Annotated in this window: 5 protein-coding genes; 1 reads left to right on the top strand and 4 read right to left on the bottom strand. The window is 63.2% G+C overall.

Going from position 1 to position 3,894, the window contains the following annotated elements; translation table 11 throughout:
• A partial coding sequence (locus tag ACWNCF_RS03095) for a hypothetical protein (RefSeq protein ID WP_449405977.1) occupies positions 1-347 on the bottom strand: 347 nt, incomplete at its 3' end.
• 8 nt (positions 348-355) lie between these two features.
• On the opposite strand from ACWNCF_RS03095, the gene ACWNCF_RS03090 reads away from it, so the two are divergent.
• The gene (locus tag ACWNCF_RS03090; RefSeq protein WP_449405976.1) at positions 356-1,405 is read left to right on the top strand and encodes an alpha/beta fold hydrolase; all 1,050 of its coding nucleotides are present in this window, start codon (positions 356-358) and stop codon (positions 1,403-1,405) included.
• Between the two features lie 56 nt (positions 1,406-1,461).
• Here the strand turns inward: ACWNCF_RS03090 and ACWNCF_RS03085 are convergent, their stop codons facing one another.
• From ACWNCF_RS03085 to ACWNCF_RS03075, 3 genes are all read right to left on the bottom strand, one after another.
• Positions 1,462-2,136 carry a TolB family protein gene (locus ACWNCF_RS03085; RefSeq protein WP_449405975.1) on the bottom strand — a complete coding sequence of 225 codons (675 nt, stop codon included), beginning with the start codon at positions 2,134-2,136 and terminating at the stop codon, positions 1,462-1,464.
• 56 nt (positions 2,137-2,192) lie between these two features.
• Positions 2,193-2,645, bottom strand: a complete 453-nt coding sequence (locus ACWNCF_RS03080) for a hypothetical protein (protein ID WP_449405974.1) — start codon at positions 2,643-2,645, stop codon at positions 2,193-2,195.
• Positions 2,646-2,754: 109 nt separating this feature from the next.
• Complete coding sequence (locus ACWNCF_RS03075) at positions 2,755-3,702, bottom strand: TolB family protein (protein ID WP_449405973.1); 948 nt, start codon at positions 3,700-3,702, stop codon at positions 2,755-2,757.
• Between the last annotated feature and the right edge of the window lie 192 nt (positions 3,703-3,894).

Here is a 3,894-nt window from a genome sequence, read left to right as displayed (position 1 = left end):
TATGTCGTTCTACTGGTACAGTTGCGTCTTGCTAAGGTTAAAACGGAGGAGTTAGTTGGATGATCAGCACCTTGCTGGAGGGACTGCGCTTCGTGTGGTCGCGTCCGATCGTGCTGGGCGCCATCTCGCTCGACCTGTTCGCCGTGCTGTTCGGCGGGGCCACCGCCCTGCTGCCCGCCTACGCCCATGACGTGCTGCGGGCCGGCCCGACGAGCCTCGGCCTGCTGCGCACGGCGCCGGGCGCGGGCGCCGCGCTGTGCTCGATCGCGCTGGCGTATCCAGCCCGTCACAGCGGCAAGCGTCGGCGCCTGGATGTTCGGCGGCGTCGCCCTGTTCGGCGCGGCCACCGTCGACGATGGGCGTCACGCACAGCGTCTACGTCGCCCTCGGCCGCCCTGTTCCTGCTGGGCGCTCGGCGACAGCGTCAGCGTCTACATCCGCCACCTGCTCGTCCAGTACGAAACGCCGGATGCGATCCGCGGCCGCGTCAGCGCCGTCAACTGCCGTGTTCATCGGCGCCTCCAACGAGCTGGGCGAGTTCGAGTCGGGCCTGACGGCCAGCTGGTTCGGCCTGGTGCGCGCGATCGTCATCGGCGGCGTCGCCACGCTCGTGCGTGACCGCCGCCTGGATGCGCCTGTTTCCCGTGCTGTCGCGCATGGACCGCTTTCCTCATCACGCCACGGAGGCCGAAACGACATGACCCGTCTTGATCTGATCCCCGGTACGCTCTGCGACCAGCGCCTGTGGAGCAAGCTCGTACCGCTGCTGCCGCCTGACATCGAGACTAGCCACGTACCGCTGTTCAAGGCGCGCACGCGCGCGCAGATGCAGTCGCTGATCTCGGCCCGGACGGCACCCGCCGCGCACATCATCGCATTCTCGATGGGCGCGTACTTGGCGTTGGAGCACGCGCTGGCCCACCCGGACCGCGTGGCGTCGTTGGTGCTGATCTCAAGCTCCGCGCGCGGTCTGCGCGCGGAGGAAAAGGAGCGACGCCAGCGCTCGATGGCCGTGCTCGAGAAACACGCGTTCGCCGGTACGACCGCAAGCCAGCTGCGCAGTTTCGTGCTCCCGGCCCACCTGGACGATCCGTCGATCGTCGGCATGATCCAGCAGATGTCCCTGGATCTCGGCAAGGACGTGATGCTGGCCCAGTTTGCCGCATCGATGGAACGAGCCGACCTGATGGACCGCCTGGGGGAGCTGCGCTGCCCGGTGCTGATCATGGGCGCGGAAGAAGATGCGATGGTCCGCGCGGCCGACCTGCGCGCGATGGCGGAGCAGGTGCCGGGCGCGAAGCTCGAGATGATTACCGGCAGCGGCCACATGATCCCGCTCGAGGCGCCGGACAAGTTGCGCGATGCGCTGGTTGGCTTCTATCGCGACGTCGTTTCTGCCGGCTGATGACGAAAGCGCCGTGCGGGGACACGGCGCATCGGCTACGCCAGCAATAGAAAGAACTATTTCGGCACGTACAAGGGCATGCCGTCTTCCCACATCGTGTCCGTGATGGGCTGGGGATTGCTGCCATCGCCGTTCATCACCCAGTTTTGGCCGTCGGGCTGGAAGGCAAAGTCATACAACGACAGTTCGGTCCGGAAGCCGTTCTGCCCCGTGCTGTAAACGATCCGGTTATCCCAGGTCCACACTGCGTGCGCGTCGTTCGATCCGCCTGTCGTCAGGCGTTTGAGGTGCGTGCCGTCCGGGTAGATGGTGAAGACGTCGAAGTTGAATTTGTTCGGATCATTCGCATCGACCAGCTTGCGGGTGAAGACGATCCTGCTGCCGTCCGGGGACCAGCCTGGCGTATTGTCCGGCTCCGTGGTCAGGACCGTCGTGGCGCGGGTATTCAGGTCGAGGATACGCAGGCCCTGCACCGTCTGGCTCCATACGCGATAGACGAGTTTCGTACCGTCTGGCGAATAACTGGGGAAGCCGGAATTGATCGAGCCATCGGTCAACGCCTCCGCCACGCCGTTCATGCTGCCGTCCGCCTTGATGCGCATGATGCGACCCGTTCCGGTGGCGCGGGTGAAGAACCAGTTACCGACACCGAAGGCGACCCACTGGCGGTCCGGAGACCAGGTCGGCTGGAACGCGCCCGCGAGTCCTTGTGCGATGGCCGCCGGATCCATGCCGCTCGTCGCCGGGTCGTAGATGCGTTGGTAACCCGTGAAGTCCGGATTGGCGATCAGCGATCGACGAATTCACCGCCTTTTCCGTGTACGCCAGTTTTTGCCGGTCCTTCGAAAGTTGCGGGAACACGTCCATGTACTTGTAAGTCCAGTTCTGGTCGAAGCTGAACAGCGGCGTACCGTTGGCGCGGGCCGGGTTGAACGTGACCTTTTCGTACACGATCTTGCTGCCGTCGGCCGAGTAATACGGCGAACGCAGCCCACGTATTGCCGGTCGGGCGCGCTACCCCGGCCGTCGTGTAGATGCCCTCGCCCGAGCCGCCCTTCACGTGATAGGCGATGGTGGCGTTATCCAGGTATTGCGGGAAGACCTTGAAACCGGCAGAGGAAGTCACGTTGGTCCGCGCCAGCGTGCTCACGTTCACGGACACCAGCTGCGAGTTGACCGAATTGATCAGCTCGGGGCGATGCGCGCCCCACGTCGACTCGACCGGCGTCTCATAGAACACGACCCTGGTTCCGTCAGGCGACCAGGAAGGCGAGCCTTCGGCGTAACCCGGATTCGATGCGATCTGCTTGTACCCTGTGCCGTCCGGCTTGATGACGTAGATACTCGTTTCATGCGTGCGTTCCCAGCCGACAGGAAAGTTGTGGCCACGCCACGCAGTGCCGACGTCCGATGAAAACGCGATGAGTTTTCCGTCCGGCGACCAGGACGGCCGGAAGTAGCCGTGCGGCTTGGCGGCATCGTAGGGTAGCGAGCCGGTGACGTTTTTCAACGCGCCCGTCGCGATGTTCAGCGTCCAGATATTCGCCGTGCCGTAGCCGGTCCCGCTTGCGCGTCGAGACAAAGGCGATGGTATTCGGATCGGTCGGTGAAAACACGGCCGCGTCGTCGACTGCAATGTGGTCGGTCAGCCGCTGCAGGCCCGTGCCGTCCGCCTTGACGCGGAAAATGTTTGCCTGGCCAAGGCCATCCCGTTCGGAAGTGAACACGATCCACTGTCCGTCTTTCGAGAACGATGCGTGGTAGTCATAGCCGGCCGTTGCGATCAGCTTGCGCTCGCCGGAGCCGTCCGCGTTCGAAACGTACAACTCGGAACTGACAGGAGCGAGACGGTTGAGCAGCAGGGTGCCGTTGAGTGCATGTGCTCCCGTCGCGGCGGCCGCGGCGCCGGCCCATACTGCAATGGAACTCAGGCGCTTCCTGGAAAACGTGATTGCTTGCATGATGATTGTCCCCTTTGGTAATGCGTTCGGAATAACGCTTGTATAGCGCCGGACGGAATCGTTCGCGGGCATGCGAAATGTGAACAATTTGTTTCGGCGGGGACCATCATAGGGAAGGCCTGTGCCGGTTTTCTTTGGACAAAATGGACATTCGTCAGGACTTTTGTCGCTTCGTCTACAGATGAAATTCCGCGACCAGCATAGCCGCCGAGCGGCGCGGGCCGACACTTCGTGCGGGCGTGACGCCGAACATGTTGTACCGGTATTCGGAGCCCGGCCGATGTAGATCGCGTGCGAATGGCCGGCCAACGCTCCGACATCGGACTGCAGGGTCATGCGCGTCAACACGTCCGATTTTGACTCGTGATGAAAACCGTCCTTTCCTTTCGGCCCGGTGGCGCTCAGGAAGCCCTTCAACACGGCGGATGGCGGCCCCACCATGCAAAGATATCAGCCGGGCGCTCTTCCGCATGGACTGCGGTGCTGGATCATCCAACTAACTCCTCCGTTTTAACCTTAGCAATACGT

It is taken from the genome of Massilia phosphatilytica, assembly GCF_977014125.1.
This window is presented reverse-complemented; position numbering and strand designations above follow the sequence as displayed.